Here is a 19095-nt window from a genome sequence, read left to right as displayed (position 1 = left end):
CCCGGGTGGCCTCGGTCAGCCCGGGTCCTGCCGCCCCGGGCCACCGAGAGCGGGAGGACCGGCGGCGCTACCGCCGGATCCTCCGCTTCGCCGCGTGGCATCTCGCGGTCACCTGGTTCTTCGACCTGCTCCTGCCGCGGGTGGGGCTCACGCGCGTCGCGCTCCGCACCCGACCCGGCCGGATGCGCCGCTTCGCCCGCAGCTTCCACGTGCTCGCGGTCGACCTCGGCGGCCTGATGATCAAGGTCGGCCAGTTCATGTCGTCGCGCCTGGACGTGCTGCCGCCCGAGATCACCCGCGAGCTGGAGGGGCTGCAGGACGAGGTCCCGCCCGTCCCGTTCCCGCGGATCCGGGCGCTGGCCGAGTCCGAGCTCGGGCTGCCGCTCGAGCGCGCGTACGCCGGAGTCGACGAGTCGCCCGTCGCCGCCGCCTCCCTCGGGCAGGCCCACCGCGCCCGGCTCTCCCCCGTCGACGCCGAGGACACCGGCTACTCCGCCGCCATCATGAAGGTGCAGCGGCCGGGGATCGACCAGATCGTCGAGGTCGACCTCGCGGCTCTGCGCCGCGTCGGCGGCTGGCTCAGCCACGTGCGCCTCGTCTCGGACCGCGTCGACGCCCCGGCCCTCGTCGAGGAGTTCGCGGTCACCAGCCTCGAGGAGATCGACTACCTGCAGGAGGCGGCCAACTCCGTCCGCTTCGCCGCCGACTTCGCGGGCGACGCCCGGGTGGCCGTCCCGGACGTGGTCTGGGAGCGCTCGACCCGCAAGGTCCTCACGCTCGAGGACGTCACCGCGATCAAGATCACCGACCACGCCGCGCTGCTGGCCGCCGGGATCGACCCGCGGGAGGTCGCTCCGGTCTTCGCGGCCGTGATGTTCGAGCAGCTCTTCACCAACGGCTACTTCCACGCGGATCCGCACCCCGGCAACGTCTTCGTCACGCCGACCCCCGGGGGCGAGCTGCCCTGGCGCCTCACCTTCATCGACTTCGGGATGATGGGCGAGGTGCCGCCGAGCACCCGCGCGGGCCTGCGCCGGATGCTGATCGCCGCCGCCTCCCGCGACGGCAAGGGGCTCGTCGACGCGGCCCGAGCGGTCGGCGTCCTCCTCCCCTCGGCCGACTCCCGCGAGCTGGAGCGGGCGCTCACGCAGCTCTTCGCCCGCTTCGGCGGCATGGGCTTCGCCGAGCTGCGGGAGGTGGATCCGCGCGAGTTCCGCGACTTCGCCGTGCAGTTCGGCGACGTCGTGCGCGCGCTGCCGTTCCAGCTCCCCGAGAACTTCCTGCTCGTCATCCGCGCGATGTCGCTGACCTCGGGCGTCTGCAGCGCGCTCGACCCGGCCTTCAACCTGTGGGACTCGGTCGAGCCCTACGCGCAGCAGCTGATCCGCGAGGAGCGCGGCTCCGTCGTGCAGGACGTCGGCAAGCAGGCCGTCGACACGCTCGGCCTGATCTGGCGCCTGCCGCGCCGACTCGACGAGCTCGTCACGACCCTCGACGACGGTGAGCTCGCGGTCACCGTCCCCACGATCGAGCGCCGGCTGAACCGGCTCGAGGGCACCGTCCGCCGCGTGATCTCGGCCGTGCTGTTCGCGGGCCTGCTGATCGCGGGCGCCGTCGTGCGCCCGGACGACAGCGGCTTCGGGACCGTGCTGATGATCGCGTCGGCGCTGCCGCTGCTGCACGCCCTGCTGGCCCGCGGCCCGCGCGGCTGACGGCCGCCGTCGGGCCGCGGCCGCCGCGTCGCATCCGTCACCTCCTCCGCCCACCTCACCGGCGGCGCGGTCGACATCGGCTACACGGACGCGGACAGCTGGCTCGCGCAGCACGGCACCGACTACGGGCTCTGCCAGATCTACGCGAACGAGATCTGGCACTTCGAGCTCGCTACCGAGCCGGGCGGCGACTGCCCGGAGCAGCTGCCCGACGCGAGCGCGACCTGAGCGGCTCTCCCGCGCTCCCGGGATCCGATGCGTCGCGAAGGGTCGTCATCGGAGGCGAAGGGGAGCCGTTCGCGACGCATCGATCGCGCAGGCGGCCGGGCGGCGGGGCTCGGCGGCCGGGCTCAGCGGCTGGTGAGCAGCTCGACGAACTCGTCCGCCATCGCGAGCTGGGCGCTCAGCGCCTCGCGGCGCTCGCGGGCCTGCGCGACGAAGGCGTCGAGCTGCGCGCGGACCTCGGCCGGCGCGTCGTCGCCCTCGGCCTCGAGCGTGTCGATCACGCGGAGCAGCGCGGCCATCTCCTCCAGCGAGAAGCCGAGCGGCTTCATGCGGCGGATGAGGATCAGGCGGTCGTAGTCGGTGGACGTGTAGAGGCGGAAGCCGCCCTCTGTGCGGCCGGACGCCTTCACGAGGCCGATCTCGTCGTAGTGGCGCAGGGTCCGGAGCGAGAGGCCGGTCCGCTCGGCGAGCTCGCCGATGTGCATGGTGCCGATCCTGCTCACCCCTTCAGATCTACCCTTACGTGAGGGTAGGGTTGCCCGTGCTGCTGACACGCCTCTGCAAGCTTGGCATCCCCGCCCGCTTCCGCCGACCCGATGCCGCAGCCCTCCGCGCTCCTCGTCGAGCACCCCTCCCACTCCCTGGAGCCGCCGCGATGGCCCTCGCCTCGAAGACCCCTGCCCGCCCGCACGCCGAGCCCACCGTGATGACGGCGCTGCGCACCCCCCGCATCCTGACCCGCGAGGTCCTCGCCGGCCTCGTGGTCGCGCTCGCGCTCATCCCCGAGGCGATCTCGTTCTCGATCATCGCGGGCGTGGATCCGCGGGTCGGCCTCTTCTCGTCGTTCGTGATGGCCGTGTCGATCGCGTTCCTCGGCGGACGTCCCGCGATGATCACCGCCGCCACGGGCGCCGTCGCCCTGGTGATCGCCCCCGTCGCCCGCGACTACGGGATGGACTACTTCATCGCGACGGTGATCCTCGCGGGCGTGTTCCAGATCGTGCTCGGGCTGCTCGGAGTGGCGAAGCTCATGCGCTTCATCCCCCGCAGCGTGATGGTCGGATTCGTGAACGCGCTGGCGATCCTGATCTTCTCGGCGCAGATCCCCAACCTGATCGGCGTGCCCTGGCTGGTCTACCCGCTGGTCGCCGTCGGCATCGTGATCATGGTCGTGATGCCGCGCCTGACGAAGGCCGTTCCGGCGCCTCTCGTCGCCATCGTCCTCATCACCGCGGCGGTCGTCGTGACGGCGGTCGCCGTCCCCACCGTGGGCGATCAGGGCGAGCTGCCCCGCAGCCTCCCCGAGCTGTTCCTGCCGAACGTACCGCTGACCTGGGAGACCTTCACGACCATCGCGCCGTACGCCGTCGCGATGGCGCTCGTCGGACTCCTCGAGTCGCTGATGACCGCGAAGCTCGTCGACGACATCACCGACACCCCCTCCCGCAAGACCCGCGAGTCGCTCGGGCAGGGCGCCGCGAACGTGCTCTCCGGCCTGTTCGGCGGCATGGGCGGCTGCGCGATGATCGGCCAGACGATGATCAACGTGAAGGCGTCCGGCGCCCGCACCCGCATCTCGACCTTCCTCGCCGGCGTGTTCCTCCTGATCCTCGTCGTCGCGCTCGGCGACCTCGTCGCGATCATCCCGATGGCCGCGCTGGTCGCGGTGATGGTGATGGTCTCGGTGGCGACGTTCGACTGGCACAGCATCCGCCCGTCGACTCTGAAGCGGATGCCCGTGGGCGAGACGGTCGTCATGATCGCCACGGTCGTCGTGGTCGTCCTCACCCACAACCTGGCGATCGGAGTCGTCGTCGGCGTCCTCGCCGCCATGGTCGTCTTCGCCCGCCGGGTCGCCCACTTCGCCACCGTCGAGCGCACCCTCTCGGCCGACGGATCGACGGCCCACTACACGGTCACCGGCGAGCTGTTCTTCGCCTCCAGCAACGACCTCACCACGCAGTTCTCCTACGCGGAGGACCCTGCGCACGTCGTGATCGACCTCTCCGGCTCCCACATCTGGGACGCCTCGACCGTCGCCGCGCTGGACGCCGTCACGACCAAGTACGAGCGCCACGGCACCCGCGCCGTGATCGCGGGCATGAACGACGCCTCCACCCGGATGCACGGCCGCCTCGCCGGGAACCTCGGCGCGGGGCACTGAGGGTCGGGGCTGCGGGACCGCGGCGCACGCCGGGGTCGATGCGTCACGAACGGTCGTCACGGGCGCGGGAGAGGGGCCGTTCGTGACGCATCGATCCCGAGGGGGCGGGGCGGGAGGGCGAGCGGGCGGCGCTAGACGCGCACGGGTGCGACGGAGGCGCGGCGGATCAGCCGCGTCTCCAGCTCCATGCGGGTGGCCGAGGCTCCCGAGGCGAGCGGGGTCGCCGACCGGTGCGCCTGGTGCAGCATCCGGAAGGCGATGGCGCCCATCTCGCCGATGGGCTGCTGGATCGTGGTCATCGGCGGGGTCGCCCAGGCCGACTCCTCGACGTCGTCGAAGCCGATGACGCTGAGGTCTCGCGGGATGCGGAGGCCGGCGTCGTCGGCGGCCTCGTAGACGCCGAGCGCCATCACGTCGGAGCAGGCGAAGAAGGCGGTCGGCGCGTCCGGCTCGGCGAGCATCAGCCCGGCGGCCTCGCGGGCCAGCTCGCGGTCCCAGTCGCAGTAGGCGACGCGCGGATCCTCGACTCCGGCGGCGCGGAGCGCGGTGGTGAAGCCGTCGATCCGGGCGCTGCTGTAGAGCTGGGTGCGGGTGCCGCCGAGGACGCCGAAGCGGGTGTGGCCGGCGTCGAGCAGGTGCTCGGCGGCCATGCGGCCCCCGTCCCAGTTGGTCGCGCCGACGCTCGCGACGTCGGCCGGCGGCCGCGTGCTGGGGTCGACGACGACGACGGGCAGCTCGGCGGTGGTCAGCAGGTGCAGCTGCGCGGCCGAGACGTTGACCAGCACCACGATGGCGCCGAGTGAGGGGCGGCGGAGGAGGCGGCTGATCCAGGCCCCGTCGTCGCGGGCGCGGGTGAGCACCAGGTCGGCCCCGGCGGCGGAGGCCTCGGCCTCGATCCCCTCGAGGACCGGTCCGATCCAGGTGCCGCCGATGTGGCCGACGACGACGTCGACGATCTGGGCGGAGTGCGGATCCTCGACCGGCGGGCGCAGGCGCGGTCGGCGGCGGTAGCCGAGCGCGTGCGCCGCCTCCATCACGCGCAGACGGGTCGCCTCCGAGACGTCGGTGCCGCCGTTGAGCACCTTCGAGACGGTGGGGACGCTCGTCCCGGCGCGCTCGGCGATGAGCGCCATGGTCGGGCGGGTGGTCGCTCCGGAGACGTCGTCGTGGTCGGGCATGTGCTCACCGTAGCGGATGCCGACTTTCGCAACTAGCTCTGCGGCAGGACGGCTTGCTCCCGCCGGGAACCGCGGTGCATGATGGTCGGACGCCGGGGCTCCCGCGCAGAAGTTGCGCAAGTCCTGTTCGATGACGAACCGCGGAGCGATCCGCCCGCACGTGAGGACGACGATGACCGACCACTCCCCGACCACTCCCGGCAAGACGGCCCTCGTCGTCCGAGGGGGCTGGGACGGCCACCAACCGGTCGAGGCGACCGAGCTGTTCCTGCCGTTCCTCCGCGACAACGGCTACGACGTGCGCGTCGAGGAGTCGACCGCCGTGTACGCCGACGAGGCCTACATGCGGACGGTCGACCTGATCGTGCAGTCGAACACGATGACCTCCATCCAGTGGGAGGAGTTCCTGGGCCTCCGCGCGGCGGTCGAGCGCGGCACGGGCCTCGCCGGCTGGCACGGCGGGATCGCCGACTCCTACCGCGACAACTCCGACTACCTGCAGCTGATCGGCGGCCAGTTCGCCTCGCACCCCGGCAAGCACCCGGACGAGCGCACCGGCGAGCAGTCGGACAACTACATGCCGCACACGATCGAGATGACGGCCCTCGCCGCCGACCACCCGATCACGCAGGGCATCTCCGACTTCGAGCTGGTCACGGAGCAGTACTGGGTGCTGCACGACGACTACAACGACGTGCTCGCCACGACCACGCAGGCCGTCCGCCCGTGGGACCCGTGGAAGCGCCCCATCACCTCCCCCGCGATCTGGACCCGCCTCTGGGGCGAGGGCCGCATCTTCGTCTCGACGCCGGGCCACCGCGTCGAGATCCTCCAGGACGACAACGTCCGCACGATCATCGAGAGGGGAATGCTGTGGGCGTCCCGCTGAGAGTCGGCATCATCGGCGTCGGGAAGATCAGCGAGCAGTACCTCGCGAACCTCCCGACCTTCCCCGGCCTCCGCCTCGTCGCGGTCGCCGACCTGAACCAGGAGCGGGCGCAGCAGGTCGCCGACGAACAGGGCGTCCGCGCCCTCACCGTCGACGCGCTGATCGACGACCCGGAGATCGACGCGGTGCTGAACCTCACGATCCCGGCGGCGCACGTCGAGATCGGCACCCGCGCCCTGAAGGCGGGCAAGCACGTCTTCGCCGAGAAGCCGCTCGGGCTGACCCCGGCCGAGGCCGCGCCGATGCTCGACCTCGCGGACGAGCTGGGCCTGCGCTTCGCGAGCGCTCCGGACACGGTGCTCGGGACCGGCGTGCAGACCGCGCGCCTCACCCTCGACTCCGGCGCGATCGGCACCCCGATCGCCGCGCAGGTGCACTGGGCCGCTCCCGGCCACGAGCGCTGGCACCCGGCGCCCGAGTTCTACTACCAGCCCGGCGGCGGCCCGCTGCTGGACATGGGCCCGTACTACCTGACGGCGCTCGTGCACTTCTTCGGGCCGGTCGTCCGCGTCACGGGCCTGGCCACCCGCTCCGACCGCCCGCGCACGATCGAGACCGGGCCGAAGGCGGGCACGCCGATCGAGGTGACGATCGACACGCACATCACCGCGCTGCTCGAGCACGCGAGCGGAGTCGCCACCACCGTCACCGTGAGCTTCGAGGTCTGGCGCAGCCGGGCCCCGAAGTTCGAGGTCTACGGCACCGAGGGCACCATCTCGGTCCCGGATCCGAACATGTTCTCGGACCCGGTCGAGGTCGCCGTCCGCGACGAGGACTGGCGGGTCGTCCCCGACTCCGCCGGCGTGATCGACACCGGTCGCGGAGTGGGACTGGCCGACCTCGCGGAGGCGATCGCGGAGGACCGCCCGCACCGCGCCTCCGGCCGCGTGGCCCTGCACGTGCTCGAGATCATGGACGCCGTGCTCCGCTCGAACGAGGAGAAGGCGGTCGTGACGATCGCGAGCACCGCCGAGAAGCCCGACGTGATGCCGCTGCGCACGGCGGGCTCGATCGGCGCCTGACAGCGCCGGGGGGCGACGACGGGAGGCGGGGGATCGCCGCCAGCGCGTCGCTCCCCGTTCGGGGGTGACGGCGGGGGGCGAAGCCGTAGACTCGGCGGATCGACGGTCCTCAGCCGCCGTCGCACGCGGAGGGGGATCGGCCGTGGCAGTCGGCTTCCGGCGGAGCGGAGAGCTCCGTGCCCTCACACGCCCCCGGCTCCGGGCGGCCGGGGACCCGCTCTCCCCCGAGGACCACCGCTCCCGGCTGTCCGGTTGGCTCAGCATGCCCGGCGGGCCGGGTCTCGTGCGCCCCTCCGCCCTCGCTCCGGCGTGGGAGGCGCCCCTGCTCCGGCTCGTGCGCGCCGGGGCGCCGGCGGAGGACCTGCACGAGGCGACCACCGGCTCCCCCGAGGGCTCGCGCCTCGCGGCCGTCGTCGAGCTCGTCCGCGACGCCCTGCACTCCGCGGACGACGATCGCGCTCTGCGGCTCACCGGCTGGCTGGTGCGCATCCGCTACGACCCGTCGGCCGACTCCTTCCTCCGCCGCTACGGGATCGCGCTGACCGTCCGCCTGCCGCTGAGCGGCGGCCTCGACGTGGAGGTGCCGCTCGACGCCCCGGCGCTGCGCCTGCTCTACGCCGAGCTGACGGCACCCACGGATCCGGCCGCGGCTGCCGTGGCGGTCGAGACCCTGGAGCCGTCGACCCTCGCGGCGTCGACGCTCGCCTCCCTCTACTCCGCCCGCCGACGCTGGAGCGACGTGGCCGAGTTCTCGGCGCCCGTCGAGAACGTGGACGCCGCCTCCGCCGCGGTGCTCATCCGCCGCGGCGTCGCTCTTCGCGAGCTCGGCGTGATCGAGGGCGCCCTCGAGGCGTTCGACCGGGTGGTGCGCCCGACCGTCACCAGTGCGCGGCCCGTGGAGCTGCGGGCGGAGGCGCTGCTCGAGCGCGCGAGCACGCTCCTCTCGGACGGGCGCACGGCTCCGGCTCGGCGCGATCTGGAGCGCGTGCTCTCCCGCTACCCGGACAGCGCCGCGGCGCACGAGCTGCTGGCGGTCACCGGGCGCTGACGCGACGGAGGGGCGCACCCTCTGCAGGATGCGCCCCTCCGGGGAGTGCGTCGGCTCAGTGCGTCGGCTCAGTGCGTCGGCTCAGTGCGTCGGCTCAGCCCTCGGCCTTCGAGGGCTTGCCCTCGGCGGGCAGGACCTCGTGCGGGGTGTCGCGCTCGTCCTCGCCCTCGGCCTGCGACGGCTTGTCGGACTGGTCGTCCGGGTCCTCGACGGGGCTCGGGGTCTGGTCGCTCATCGGAGTCCCTCCGGCTCGTCGGACGTGGCGGACGGCTCGGGGTGCGCCTCGAACTCCATCCAGGCGCGGTCCAGATCGGCCTGCGCCGACTCGGGCTCGCTGGCGAAGTAGCCGTCGTAGATCGCGCGGCCGCCGTGCTCGGGCAGGTCGTCGCGACCGCCGAAGGCCTGCGCGAAGCGGCCGACCTCGTCGTCCCTCTTCTGCTGATCCCGCAACCAGGCGGGGAAGGTCTGCGTCATGGTGACACCTCTCTCTCCTGCCCTCCAGCCAATCGCCCGCCGCGGATCCGGGCAAGCCCTTCCGCCGCGGGCCCCGAGGGGCCAGGCTCCGCCCTGGAGGGGACGAGCTCCGCCCTGGAGAAGCGGCGCTCCGCCCTCTAGAGGACATGTCCGCTACAGGGCGCCCCCGCCCCCGCCGCGGAGGAGAGCCGGCCCCTAGCGTGAGCCCGTGACCGACCCCGCTCCTCCGCGCCCCGCCCGCACCGCCGCGGGCCTGCGCCGCACTCTGCTCGCTCTGACCGCGACCGTCGCGCTGCTCGCCGGCACCGCGGCTCCCCTCGCCTCCGCCGAGCCGGACCCGGTGCCGGTCGGGAACGACCACCTCGCCAACGGCGTCGCCGCCTGGGGGCGCTACCTCAACGGGGAGTGGGACGTGCCGGCGGGCATGTCCGACCTCACGGACGTCGCGAGCAGCTACAGCCACACCCTCGCGCTCCACACCGACGGCACCGTCGAGGCCTGGGGAGCGGATCTGGAGGGCGAGCGGGACGTGCCGGCCGGGCTCCGCGAGGTGACCGCGATCTCGACCGGGTACCTCCACAGCATCGCCCTCACGATGGAGGGGACGGTCGTCGCGTGGGGCGACGACCGTCAGGGCCAGACCGACGTCCCGGCCGGACTCGGCGGCGTGACCGCCGTCGCCGCGGGCAGCTACCACACCCTCGCTCTGCGGGGCGACGGGACCGTGGCGGCCTGGGGCTCCGATCAGTTCGGAGCGACCGAGGTGCCGGCGGGTCTCTCCGGAGTGGTCGCGATCGCCGCGGGCGGCTGGAACAGCCTCGCGCTGCGCGCCGACGGGACGGTCGTGGCGTGGGGCGGCGACGACAGGGGCGCGTACACCGCCCCGGCAGGCCTCCGCGACGTCGTCGCCGTCTCGGTCAGCTACTCCCACAGCCTCGCCCTGAAGCGGGACGGCACCGTCGTCACCTGGGGCGACCCCGCCGACTCCGGCTTGCCGCGGGTCCCCGCCGATCTCGGCGGCATCACCGCGATCGCCGCCGGCATCGGCTTCAGCGTCCTGCTGACGTCCGACGGCACCGTCGTCTCCCTGCACCCCGACGGCGACACGGAGCTGGACGTCCCGGCCGGGATCACCGGCGCCACCGGCATCGCGGTCGGCTTCAACCACGCCTTCGCGATCGGCCCGCTGCCGACCCTCACCGCCGACACCGCCGGGACGCTCGTCACGACCGGGACCCGCTACTCCGCGACCTTCACGGCGTCCGGCCCGGCCGCGACCTTCGAGGTCTCGTCCGGCGCCCTTCCCGCGGGGGTGGCCCTCTCGCCGGAGGGCGTCGTCTCGGGCAGGCCGACCACCGCAGGCGACTCCACCTTCACGGTGAGCGCGCGGAACGCGTACGGCACCACGGCCGGCGTGCCGCACACGGTCACCGTGGTCCCCGCGAACACCCCGCCCGTCGTGACGGTCGCCTCCGCCACCGACGGCGCCTCCTACGAGAAGGGCTCAGAGCCGAGGGCCGCCTGCGCGATCACGGATGCGGAGAGCGGAACGTTCAGCGAGGAGGCCGTCGTCACCGGCACGCTCGTGAACGGCCTCGGCACCCGCACGGCGACCTGCACCTGGACCGACCCCGGAGGACTGACCACGACCGCCACCGCGACCTACCGGATCATCGACACCGGCGTCCCCACCATCGCCGCGACGACCACGCCGACGGCTCCGAACGCCGCGGGCTGGTTCCGCTCCCCCGTCTCCGTCGGCTTCTCCTGCGCCGACGGCAGCGGCTCCGGGATCCGCAGCTGCACCCCCGCGCGGATCCTGCGCGAGGGCCCCGGCCAGAGCGTCACCGGCACCGCCGTCGACAACGCGGGCAACCGCGCCACGACGACCCGCAGCGGCATCGCCATCGACACCACGAAGCCGCAGCTCTCGTTCACGTCGAGGCCCGAGGGGTCCTACCCCTTCGGCACCGTGCTCCCGGAGGCGCGCTGCCTCGCGGACGACGCGCTCTCGGGCCTCACCGGCGACTGCGTGATCACGGGCGGCGGCCGCTCCGTCGGACCGCACGTGTACCGGGCGACCGGGACCGACCGGGCGGGCAACGTCTCGACCCTCACCGCGTCCTACACCGTGACCCCGTGGGCGATCGGCGGGCTCAGCACCTCGGTGAAGAGCGTGACCGCCGGAGCCGCGACCGGCATGACGTTCCAGGTGACGTCCACGTCGTCCGCGGGCACGTTCCGCCACTCCGCCCTCGCCGACGTGCGCAGCGTCACGCAGAGGCAGACCTCCTGCACCGCCGGCGCCGTCCTCACCGGAGCGCCGACGACCATCCTGACCGGACGCCTCCGCTACGACACCGCGACGAACCGCTATGTGAAGGCGTGGACGGTGCCCGCGAAGCGGGGCACCTGCTGGACGCTGACGGTCACGACGGCGGACGGCAGCACGGGGAGCGCCCGGTACTCGGTGAAGTAGCGGCGCCGGACGGCCGACGCGGTCCGATCAGGCTCCCGCCGCGGCGTACCGCTCCGCGAGCACGCGGAACGCGGCGGCCAGCTCGGGCGGCTCGGCCCCGGCCATCGGAGCGTCGAACCGGCCGAACGACGCGGCGAGCGCCTCCCACGACCAGGCGCCGAGGGCGAGTCGGCAGCCCGCGTCGCCGAGGTCCTCCACCTCCCCGTCGCTCGCGTAGGGCAAGACCTCGGCGGCGGGCGCCTCGAGCACCACCGAGCCGCGGCACGGCCACCCCTCCCCGGGCGCTCCGCCGCGGAACCGCGCCTCCAGGAACTCGGCGGGACTCCCGCCCGGCAGCACCCGGCGGCGGAAGCGAGCCCCGCGGGGCGAGCGCGGCTCGAGCCGGTCGACGCGGAACACCCGCCAGTCGTCGCGGTCGAGGTCGAAGCCGATGAGGTACCAGCGGCCCTGACGCGCGACCAGGTGGTGGGGCTCGACGCGGCGCACCGCCTCCGCGTACGCGAAGCGGAGCACCTCCGAGGCCCGGACGGCCGCCGCGACCGCGACCAGCCGCTCCGGAGGGACTGCAGGGGCAGGCGCCGCCGCGACCGTGAAGCGCAGCGCATCCGCTCGGGGCCGGAGCCGGGCGGGCAGGACCTGCCGCACCGTCGCCAGCGCACGGGCCGACGCCTCCTCGAGCCCCGCGATCGGCGCGCGCAGGGCGGCGGTGAGGGCGAGCACCTGCTCGTCGTCGAAGAGCAGCGGCGGGAGCTCGGCGCCGGCCTCGAGCCGGTACCCGCCGTCGGGGCCCTTCGCCGCGTCGATCCGGTAGCCCATCGTGCGGAGCCGGTCGACGTCGCGACGCACCGTGCGCGGCGCGATCCCCAGGCGCTCGGCGAGCACTCCGCCCGGCCAGTCGCGGCGGGTCTGCAGGAGGGAGAGGAGCAGGAGGAGCCGCTCGGTCGTCGTGGGCACGTCCCGAGGGTATTCCGAGAAGAGGACCGTTACCGTCCTCTTCTCCTGGGAGCGTCGGGGCGCCGGGTGATCGACCCGGCACGACTGCGAGGAGCGCACCATGAGCATCACCACGACGACCCACCTCAACTTCCGCGGACAGGCCCGCGAGGCACTGGAGTTCTACGCCTCGGTCACGGGAGGCCGGGTCGACGCGATGTCCTACGCGGACGCGAACGCTGTCACCGCGCCGGACGAGGCCGACCAGCTGATGTGGGGCCAGGTCGTCTCCGAGGCCGGCTTCCGCGTCATGGCGTACGACGTCCCCGCGCACACGGCTTACGACCCGGGCACGATCCCGGTGTTCGTGTCGCTGCGCGGCTCCGACGCCGACGAGCTGCACCGCCTCTGGGACGGCCTCTCGGAGGGGGCGGCGGTCGTCGTGCCCCTGGCCCCGGCGGCCTGGTCGCCCCTCTACGGGATGCTGCGCGACCGCTTCGGAGTGACGTTCGTCGTCGACCTCGAGGTCGCCTGGGGCTGAGGCCCGCGGGCTCGGCGGCGGGGCGCGTCCCGCTGCGGACGCGCCGGCCGCCGACTCGGTACGCTCAGCACCGGATCCGGTCGGAGGGACGCTGCATGCTGGAGACGATCTCCGAGGCCCTCTCGCTGGTCACCCTTCCCCTCGGCGTGCTGTTCCTGCTCGCCGCGTTCGTCGCGGCGCTGATCGACGGACGCTGGCTGACGACGACCGCCTACCTCGAGGAGGGTCCGCCCCTCGCGCTGCACTGGGTGACCCGGGCCGGCGAGGTGCGATCGCGTCCGCTGTCCGCCGGGGACCCGCTGACGCCGACACGGTCGGACCAGCGGGAGGTGCACTACCGCGAGGAGGATCCGCACCGCATCCGCCTGCACCGGTGGAGCGACGCGGTGCGGGCGCTGCGCCTGACCGGCCTGATCCTGCTCGGGGCGGGCGTCGTCCTCGGGATCCTGTCGACGGCACTGGCGGTCCTCGCCTAGGCGACGCTCCGTGCGCGAGGATCGGACCCGTGGATGCGGAACGGGTTCTCGGAGACGGTCGGGCCGACGGGGTGTGGTGCCGGCTCGGGGAGCCGCTGACCGTCGCGCAGATCGCGCGCGGCGGGCCGGCGTGGCTGTGCCTGGACGCGCAGCACGGCGCGTTCGACGACGCCGCGGTCCTCGCCTCCCTGCGCGCGCTCGGCGCCGTGAGCGGGAGGCCGCCCGTCGGCGTCCGGGTCGCCGGGCTCTCCGACGCGCTGATCGGCAGGGCGCTCGACGCCGGAGCGGACGTCGTGGTCGTCCCGATGATCGAGACGGTCGAGGAGGCGCTCGCGGCCGTCCGCGCCGCGCACTACCCGCCGCTCGGCCGCCGCAGCTGGGGGCCGATGTCCGATCTCTGGGGCGCCGCTCCCCCGTCGGCCGCCGAGGCGCGCACCGCGCTCTGGGTCATGATCGAGACGCAGGCCGGTCTCGACGCCGTCGATCGGATTCTCGCGGTGCCGGGCGTGAGCGGAGTCTTCGTCGGCCCGTTCGACCTCGCGATCGGCCTCGGACGGGACCTGTCCGACCTGCTCGCCGCCGACGGACCGGACGACCCGCTGCCGAGGATCGCCGCGGCGGCCCGGCGCGCGGGCAAGGGTGCCGGGGCCTACGCCGGCGACCGCGAGCGCGCCGGGCTGCTGCGAGCGCTCGGCTTCCCGAGGGTCGCGGTCGCGACGGATCAGTCGCTGATCGCGCTCGGCACCGCGGCGACGCTCGACGCGGACGCCGCCGACTCCGGCTGCTGAGCCCGAGGCCGGGAACGGGGCCGGACGCCGGTCACCGGCGAGCGCTCCCGCCGGGGGGACGCACGGGCTCCGGCGGCTCGGGGACGAAGCGGAGGCCGCCGGCGGAGTTCGCGAGATCGGTGAGCGCCGAGATCCAGGCGGGGTTGATGCGGGGCATGCGGCCGCCGACGTAGGTGTAGCGGAGCGTGTGCGAGGGGTGCAGCCAGATCGCGCTGCGGCCGTCGCTCATCCCGTTCTCGTCGCGCCAGGTGAGCAGGCACGACTCCCCCCGGCGCAGCTTCGCGGTGAGGACGATCTGCAGGTGGGCGAGCACCCGGTCCTCGACGTCGATCTCGACCGATCCGTCGTAGTGCAGCTTCCCCATCGGCGTCTCCCGGCCTCGTCCTCGGAGGACGGGCGCGCCTCCTGCCCACCACCCTCGGGTGTCGTCCAGTGACCAGTTCGGGGCGGCGACAACCGGCGGAACAGCTGGTATCGGCGGATCCGCTGGTCTCGACGGGGCGGGGCTCAGGCCGGCGGGTTCGCCGCCATGAAGTCGCGCATCGGCAGCAGGTTCTGGAGAGGCGCGAAGTACCCGAAGCGGGGCAGGTCGAAGACCACTCCCGCGACTCCGGAGGACCCCATCGTCGCGATCCACTCGAGCGCGGCCGGCATCGGCACCTTCAGCACGCGCGACGCGTCCTCGTCGGAGAGGCCGGCGTGCAGCGCCCCGGCGCGGGCGCGCTCCCCCGTGGTGAAGGCGAAGACCATCGGCCCCGACTCCAGGCCGCCGACGAAGGGGGTGGGCGCGTCGTCCGGCCCCCGCGCGATGAAGCACCACATCGGCAGGGCGTAGACGCTGCGCCAGAGCGCGTCCATCGCCGCGAAGCTCTCGGGGTCGGCGCGCAGGGCCTCCGCCCGGGCGTCGATCTCGACGGTCTGATCCATGGGGCTCCCCTCGGCGCCGGCGATCGGCGCGGACCTCCACGCTAACGATGCTCCCGCTGGGCCGCACCCGCGATCGATCCGTCAGCAGCGGCCCGTCCCGGCGGAGGGCACGGGCCGCGGACGACGGATGGGTGCGGTGGTGGCTGTGCGAGCCGTCCGCTGATCCGCTCGGCCACTGGCCCCGTCCAGGCGGTTAGGTTAGGTTAACCTTCGCAACCCCACCACCCCCTTCGAAGGATCGCCGTGCCCGCCACTCGCACCCCCCTCCGCCTGACCGCCGTCGCCTCGCTCGGCCTCGCCGCCCTGCTGCTCACCGCCTGCTCGGGAGGAGCCGACGCCGGCTCCGAGGGCACGTCCGAGAGCAGCGCCGCCGAGAGCAGCGAGGGCTTCCCCGTCACCGTCGACCACGCCTTCGGCAGCACCACCGTCGAGTCGGCCGACCGCGTCGTCGCGACGAGCTGGACCAACCAGGACGTGGCGCTCGCGCTGGGTGTGACCCCGGTCGGCTTCACCCGCGCCTCCTACGGCGACGAGGACGGCGACGGCCTGCTGGTGTGGACGAAGGAGGCGCTCGACGCCTCCGGCGCCGAGACCCCGACCCTGTTCGACGAGACCGACGGCGTGCCCTTCGAGGCGATCTCGGACCTCAGCCCGACCGTGATCCTCTCGGCCTACTCCGGCATCACCCGGCAGGACTACGACACCCTCAGCCAGATCGCCCCCACCGTCGCCTACCCGGGCCTGCCCTGGGGCACGACCTGGCAGGACTCCGCGAAGCTCGACGGCGCCGCGCTGGGCCTCGAGGACGAGGCCGTCGCGAAGGTCGGCGAGATCGAGAGCGACATCACGCAGACCACCGCGTCCTACCCGCAGCTCGCGGGCACCACGTTCATGTACGGCTGGTACGACCCGACCGACGCGAGCACCTTCACCTACTACACGCCGAACGACGCGCGCGTGAAGTTCGTCGAGGACCTCGGACTCGACGTCGCCCCGAGCGTCGCCGAGCTCTCCGGCGACTCGGAGGCGTTCAGCGGCACGATCAGCTCCGAGAACGCCGACCAGCTCGACGCCGACGTGCTCGTCGTCTACGGCGACGACACGACCCTCGCCGCACTGCAGGCCGACCCGCTGCTCTCCAAGATCCCGGCCGTCGAGCGCGGCTCCGTCTACGTGCTGGAGGACGGCTCCTCCGCCGCCATGGCCACCTCGTCGCCGAACCTGCTCAGCATCCCGTGGGTGCTCGACGAGTACACCGCCGGCCTCGCCGCGGCCGCCGACAAGGTGTCGTGACCCGCACCGCACCCACCCGGAAGACGAGGGCGACCGCGCTGGCGGTCGCCCTCGTCGCGCTGGCCGTCGCGTCGGTCCTCTCGCTCGTGTACGGCTCCCGCGAGATCCCGCTCGGCGAGGTCTGGCCGGCGCTGACCTCGCCCGATCCGGCGTCCATCGTCGACGCAGCGGTGCAGGGGCGGGTGCCGCGGACGGTCCTCGCGATCCTGGTCGGCGCCGCGCTCGGGCTCGCCGGAGCCGTGATGCAGGGCCTGACCCGCAACCCGCTCGCCGATCCGGGCATCCTCGGCCTCAACTCCGGCGCCTCGCTCGCGGTCGTGCTCGGGATCGCCGGGGTCGGCGCGACGAGCCTGCCGCAGTTCATCTGGCTCGCGTTCCTCGGAGCCGCCGCCGCCGGGGCGTTCGTCTACGCGGTCGCGTCGCTCGGCCGCGAGGGCGCCACTCCGCTGAAGCTCGCCCTCGCCGGAGCCGCCACCGCCGCCGCGCTCACCTCCCTCATCAGCGCGGTCCTGCTCACGCAGGAGACCACGCTGAACCGCTTCCGCTTCTGGCAGGTCGGCGGAGTCGGCGGCGCCGAGACCGCGAGCATCCTGCAGGTCCTCCCGTTCCTCGCGGTCGGCGCGGTGCTGGCCCTCTCCAGCGCGCGGGGGCTCGACGCACTGGCGCTCGGCGACGACCTGGCGACCGGCCTCGGCCGGCGCGTGGGGCGGATCCGCCTGGTCGCGGGGCTCGCGGCCGTGCTGCTCTGCGGCGCCGCGACCGCGATCGCCGGACCGATCGGATTCATCGGCCTGGTCGTCCCGCACCTCGCCCGCCGCGTCACCGGCCCCGCGCACGCCTGGCTGCTGCCCTCCTCCGCTCTGCTCGGCGCCCTGCTGCTGCTCGTCGCCGACGTGGTCGGCCGCGTGGTCGCCCGGCCGAGCGACGTCGAGGTGGGCATCGTGACCGCGCTGATCGGCGCCCCGGTGCTCATCGCGATCGTGCGCCGCTCGAAGGTGCGGGCGCTGTGAGGACCGCGGAGGCGCCCGCCGCGGTCGGCATCGCGGCCGGCCGCACGCTGCGCCGTCGGCGCACGGTCATCGGCTGCGCGGTCCTCGCGGTGCTCGTGCTGGCGCTCGTCGTCGTCTCGCTCACGGTCGGCAGCACGGTCTACTCGGTGCCGGAGGTCGTCCGCGTGATCCTCGGCGAGACCGTGCCGGGCGCCTCCTTCACCGTGGGCACGCTGCGGCTGCCGCGCACGATCACCGCCGTCCTGGTGGGCGTGGGCTTCGGGATGGGCGGCGTGATCTTCCAGACGATGCTGCGCAACGCCCTCGCCAGCCCCGACATCATCGGCATCACCTCGGGGGCGAGCGCGGCGGCCGTCGTCGCGATCGCGTTCTTCGGGCTCTCGGGCGGCGCGGTCTCGGTGATCGCGGTCGCGGCCGGGCTCGCGACGGCCCTGATCATCGCCGGGCTGGCCGAGGGCGGCGGAGTGATCGGGGCGCGGCTGATCCTCATCGGCATCGGCGTCGCGGCGATGTTCCAGAGCGTGATCGCCTACGTGCAGACCCGCGCCGACTTCGAGGACGTCCAGGAGTCGCTGCGCTGGCTGACCGGCAGCCTCAACTCGGCCGCCTGGCCCTCCGTCCCGCCGCTCGCGCTGACGATGCTCGTGCTGGTGCCGCTGGCCCTGCTGCTCTCGGGCCGGCTCGGCGTGCTGCAGCTCGGCGACGAGTCGGCGACCGCGCTCGGGCTCGACGTGCGGCGCAGCCGGCTGGCCCTGCTCGCGGTCGGAGTCGGCCTCGTGGCCGTCGCGACCGCCGCCACCGGCCCGATCGCGTTCGTCGCCTTCGTCTCGGGGCCGATCGCGCGGCGGATCCTGCCGAGCGCGCGCACGCTGCTGATCCCCTCCGCCCTGGTCGGCGCGGTCGTGGTGCTCGCCGCCGACCTGCTCGCCCAGTACGTCGTCGGCGCGCTGTTCTCGGGCGCGCGCTTCCCGGTCGGCGTCGTCACCGGCGCCCTCGGCGCGCCCTTCCTGCTCTGGCTCCTCGCCCGCCGCAACCGCTCCGGAGGCTCCCTGTGACCGACGCCCCGCCCACCCTCGCCGCCGACGCGGTCACCCTCGCCTACGACGAGCGCGTCGTGGTCGACGGGCTCTCGCTCGCCGTGCCGCCCGGCCGGATCACGGTGATCGTCGGCGCGAACGCCTGCGGCAAGTCGACGCTCCTGCGCGCGATGGCGCGGCTGATCACCCCGCGCTCGGGGAGCGTCCTGCTCGACGGGCGCGCGATCCACCGGCTCCCGACGCGCCAGGTCGCGCAGCAGGTGGGGCTGCTGCCGCAGACCCCGATCGCGCCGGAGGGGATCGCCGTCTCGGACCTGGTCGCCCGGGGCCGCTACCCGCACCGGGGCCTCTTCGGCCGCGGCTCCGGATCGGACGACGACGCGATCGTCGAGGAGGCGCTGCGCGACACCGGCACGCTCGAGCTCGCCGACCGCCCCGTGGACGAGCTCTCGGGCGGGCAGCGCCAGCGGGTGTGGATCGCGATGGCCCTCGCCCAGCGGACCGACGTGCTCCTCCTGGACGAGCCGACGACCTACCTCGACGTGTCGCACCAGGTCGAGGTGCTCGACCTGCTCACCGACCTCAACCGCTCGCGCGGGACGACCATCGTGATCGTGCTGCACGACCTCAACCTCGCCGCCCGCTACGCCGACCACCTCGTCGCCGTGCGCGACGGCGCCCTGTACGCCTCGGGCACGCCCGCCGAGGTGGTGACGCCGGAGACGGTGCGCGCGGTGTTCGGGATGGAGTCGCGCGTGATCGAGGACCCGGTCTCGCGTACGCCGCTGGTGCTGCCGATCGGGCGCCACCACTCGGGCTGAGCCCGGCCGTTCAGACTG

Annotated in this window: 20 protein-coding genes; 13 read left to right on the top strand and 7 right to left on the bottom strand. The window is 73.9% G+C overall.

Annotated features, from left to right (window positions below):
- Window positions 1-5: 5 nt before the first annotated feature.
- Window positions 6-1712 carry an AarF/ABC1/UbiB kinase family protein gene (locus tag C5C82_RS09380; RefSeq protein WP_104354957.1) on the top strand — a complete coding sequence of 569 codons (1707 nt, stop codon included), beginning with the start codon at window positions 6-8 and terminating at the stop codon, window positions 1710-1712.
- A gap of 350 nt (window positions 1713-2062) precedes the next feature.
- Here the strand turns inward: C5C82_RS09380 and C5C82_RS09370 are convergent, their stop codons facing one another.
- Complete coding sequence (locus C5C82_RS09370; protein WP_104227142.1) at window positions 2063-2422, bottom strand: MerR family DNA-binding transcriptional regulator; 360 nt, start codon at window positions 2420-2422, stop codon at window positions 2063-2065.
- Window positions 2423-2592: 170 nt separating this feature from the next.
- Here C5C82_RS09370 and C5C82_RS09365 point away from each other — a divergent pair, with 170 nt between their 5' ends.
- Entirely contained in the window at window positions 2593-4101 is a 1509-nt protein-coding gene (locus tag C5C82_RS09365; protein ID WP_104295811.1) for a SulP family inorganic anion transporter, read from the top strand.
- 131 nt (window positions 4102-4232) lie between these two features.
- Here the strand turns inward: C5C82_RS09365 and C5C82_RS09360 are convergent, their stop codons facing one another.
- Window positions 4233-5279: a LacI family DNA-binding transcriptional regulator gene (locus C5C82_RS09360; RefSeq protein WP_104295812.1), complete on the bottom strand. Its 1047-nt coding sequence runs from the start codon at window positions 5277-5279 to the stop codon at window positions 4233-4235.
- Window positions 5280-5451: 172 nt separating this feature from the next.
- On the opposite strand from C5C82_RS09360, the gene C5C82_RS09355 reads away from it, so the two are divergent.
- The 3 genes from C5C82_RS09355 (at window position 5452) to C5C82_RS09345 (ending at window position 8298) form a co-directional block, all read left to right on the top strand.
- On the top strand, window positions 5452-6168 hold the full coding sequence (locus C5C82_RS09355; RefSeq protein ID WP_104224320.1) for a ThuA domain-containing protein: 717 nt from the start codon (window positions 5452-5454) through the stop codon (window positions 6166-6168).
- Window positions 6153-7250 carry a Gfo/Idh/MocA family protein gene (locus C5C82_RS09350; protein ID WP_104295813.1) on the top strand — a complete coding sequence of 366 codons (1098 nt, stop codon included), beginning with the start codon at window positions 6153-6155 and terminating at the stop codon, window positions 7248-7250. Before C5C82_RS09355 ends, C5C82_RS09350 begins: the two co-directional genes overlap by 16 nt.
- Window positions 7251-7512: 262 nt before the next feature.
- On the top strand, window positions 7513-8298 hold the full coding sequence (locus tag C5C82_RS09345) for a tol-pal system YbgF family protein (RefSeq protein ID WP_104354956.1): 786 nt from the start codon (window positions 7513-7515) through the stop codon (window positions 8296-8298).
- 94 nt (window positions 8299-8392) lie between these two features.
- On the opposite strand, the gene C5C82_RS17535 is transcribed toward C5C82_RS09345, so the two are convergent.
- Window positions 8393-8533: a hypothetical protein gene (locus tag C5C82_RS17535; protein WP_159940045.1), complete on the bottom strand. Its 141-nt coding sequence runs from the start codon at window positions 8531-8533 to the stop codon at window positions 8393-8395.
- The gene (locus tag C5C82_RS09340; protein WP_104227148.1) at window positions 8530-8772 is read right to left on the bottom strand and encodes a hypothetical protein; all 243 of its coding nucleotides are present in this window, start codon (window positions 8770-8772) and stop codon (window positions 8530-8532) included. The genes C5C82_RS17535 and C5C82_RS09340 overlap by 4 nt, the downstream gene beginning before the upstream one ends.
- 208 nt (window positions 8773-8980) lie before the next feature.
- On the opposite strand from C5C82_RS09340, the gene C5C82_RS09335 reads away from it, so the two are divergent.
- Complete coding sequence (locus C5C82_RS09335) at window positions 8981-11251, top strand: PxKF domain-containing protein (protein WP_104354955.1); 2271 nt, start codon at window positions 8981-8983, stop codon at window positions 11249-11251.
- A gap of 27 nt (window positions 11252-11278) precedes the next feature.
- On the opposite strand, the gene C5C82_RS09330 is transcribed toward C5C82_RS09335, so the two are convergent.
- Window positions 11279-12205, bottom strand: coding sequence for a YafY family protein (locus C5C82_RS09330; RefSeq protein ID WP_258066052.1), 927 nt, complete (start codon window positions 12203-12205; stop codon window positions 11279-11281).
- Between the two features lie 100 nt (window positions 12206-12305).
- Between C5C82_RS09330 and C5C82_RS09325 the strand changes: the two genes are divergently transcribed.
- The 3 genes from C5C82_RS09325 (at window position 12306) to C5C82_RS17525 (ending at window position 13989) form a co-directional block, all read left to right on the top strand.
- Entirely contained in the window at window positions 12306-12725 is a 420-nt protein-coding gene (locus C5C82_RS09325; protein ID WP_104224302.1) for a VOC family protein, read from the top strand.
- Window positions 12726-12820: 95 nt separating this feature from the next.
- Window positions 12821-13201 (top strand): hypothetical protein, encoded by a 381-nt coding sequence (locus C5C82_RS17530; protein WP_104267914.1) that lies wholly within the window; start codon window positions 12821-12823, stop codon window positions 13199-13201.
- Window positions 13202-13230: 29 nt separating this feature from the next.
- Complete coding sequence (locus C5C82_RS17525) at window positions 13231-13989, top strand: HpcH/HpaI aldolase/citrate lyase family protein (protein WP_181134427.1); 759 nt, start codon at window positions 13231-13233, stop codon at window positions 13987-13989.
- A 31-nt stretch (window positions 13990-14020) separates the two neighbouring features.
- On the opposite strand, the gene C5C82_RS09315 is transcribed toward C5C82_RS17525, so the two are convergent.
- Complete coding sequence (locus C5C82_RS09315; protein WP_104354953.1) at window positions 14021-14353, bottom strand: ATP-dependent DNA ligase; 333 nt, start codon at window positions 14351-14353, stop codon at window positions 14021-14023.
- A gap of 143 nt (window positions 14354-14496) precedes the next feature.
- Complete coding sequence (locus tag C5C82_RS09310) at window positions 14497-14916, bottom strand: hypothetical protein (RefSeq protein ID WP_104354952.1); 420 nt, start codon at window positions 14914-14916, stop codon at window positions 14497-14499.
- A 243-nt stretch (window positions 14917-15159) separates the two neighbouring features.
- Here C5C82_RS09310 and C5C82_RS09305 point away from each other — a divergent pair, with 243 nt between their 5' ends.
- From C5C82_RS09305 to C5C82_RS09290, 4 genes are read left to right on the top strand one after another with little or no spacing between them, the layout of a single operon-like run.
- Complete coding sequence (locus tag C5C82_RS09305) at window positions 15160-16209, top strand: iron-siderophore ABC transporter substrate-binding protein (RefSeq protein ID WP_181027213.1); 1050 nt, start codon at window positions 15160-15162, stop codon at window positions 16207-16209.
- A complete protein-coding gene (locus C5C82_RS09300; protein WP_104224306.1) occupies window positions 16206-17219 on the top strand; it encodes an iron ABC transporter permease in 1014 nt (337 codons plus the stop codon). Before C5C82_RS09305 ends, C5C82_RS09300 begins: the two co-directional genes overlap by 4 nt.
- Complete coding sequence (locus C5C82_RS09295; RefSeq protein WP_104261585.1) at window positions 17216-18274, top strand: iron chelate uptake ABC transporter family permease subunit; 1059 nt, start codon at window positions 17216-17218, stop codon at window positions 18272-18274. The genes C5C82_RS09300 and C5C82_RS09295 overlap by 4 nt, the downstream gene beginning before the upstream one ends.
- Window positions 18271-19077: an ABC transporter ATP-binding protein gene (locus C5C82_RS09290; protein WP_104224308.1), complete on the top strand. Its 807-nt coding sequence runs from the start codon at window positions 18271-18273 to the stop codon at window positions 19075-19077. Before C5C82_RS09295 ends, C5C82_RS09290 begins: the two co-directional genes overlap by 4 nt.
- The last annotated feature ends 18 nt before the right edge of the window (window positions 19078-19095 follow it).

Origin of the sequence: Rathayibacter sp. AY1D5, assembly GCF_002932515.1 — a bacterium.
Lineage (GTDB): Bacteria > Actinomycetota > Actinomycetes > Actinomycetales > Microbacteriaceae > Rathayibacter.
Note: the sequence above shows the minus strand (reverse complement) of the source record. Positions and strands in the feature narration are given on the sequence as shown.